The organism is Streptococcus oralis, assembly GCF_001579175.1.
GTDB lineage: Bacteria > Bacillota > Bacilli > Lactobacillales > Streptococcaceae > Streptococcus > Streptococcus oralis_O.
In genome coordinates this window covers 345,156-345,889 of sequence record NZ_KQ970760.1, presented here as the reverse complement: position 1 = coordinate 345,889, position 734 = coordinate 345,156, and the positions used below count along the sequence as shown (strand labels likewise).

The window sequence follows — 734 nt, the reverse complement described above, 5'->3', positions numbered from 1 at the left end:
CCAACTCTTCGTGGATCAGGATTTTCTTGGAATCCCCTTTTTGAAGGTGTCGGCCTTCTTTTAGATTGAAAGCCGAACTGGTGAAGGTAACATCCTTGGATGAATCCTCAAGAGCCGTTAAGCTAACCAAATTCTTGTCCGCAGCTGACAAGTCATCACGTTCGACGCTCTGCTCACCACTCACTGCTTCCTTGTCTTTTAGTTTTGCGACCGTCTCGAGTTCAGGAGAGACATTCTCCAGCCCCTTAATCTTGCTCACGGATGCTAGGTCTGACAACTTGAAGGTCTGACCATTCTCTATCTTCTTAATAGAAAAAGAGGTATTAAGAGATTTGTAAAGATTGCTTTCTACTGTTTTGTTGGATTTCATCAGCGTCAAACAGGCTGAAATTCCTGCTAAAAGAACAAATAAAATCAGAAATAAAATAAAACTTCTCAGTCGTTTTCTGCTGACATAAGCCCAAGCTCTTTGGATTGGATTCATTTGTCACCTCCATATTTGTAAGACTATTATAAAATCCAAATATGAAATGTTTATGAAATCGAAAAAACTTTTTGATTTATTTTTTGAAAAAATGAAGAAAGCTAGCATCCGCTAACTTTTCTTCTTATATAAGGATGTATAGTACCAATCAAAAATCTACTTCATTTTAAAAATGATAGTCACATCTTTCTGATTAGTATTTTTCCATCTCCTAAGTTCTTCATTTTCTGACTTGTGTTTGAAGAAATTC

Annotated in this window: 1 pseudogene; it reads right to left on the bottom strand. The window is 36.5% G+C overall.

Annotated elements, in window-relative coordinates:
* Window positions 1–484, bottom strand: a pseudogene (locus SORDD24_RS10850) (ABC transporter permease); the annotation flags it as partial.
* Window positions 485–734 lie beyond the last annotated feature (250 nt).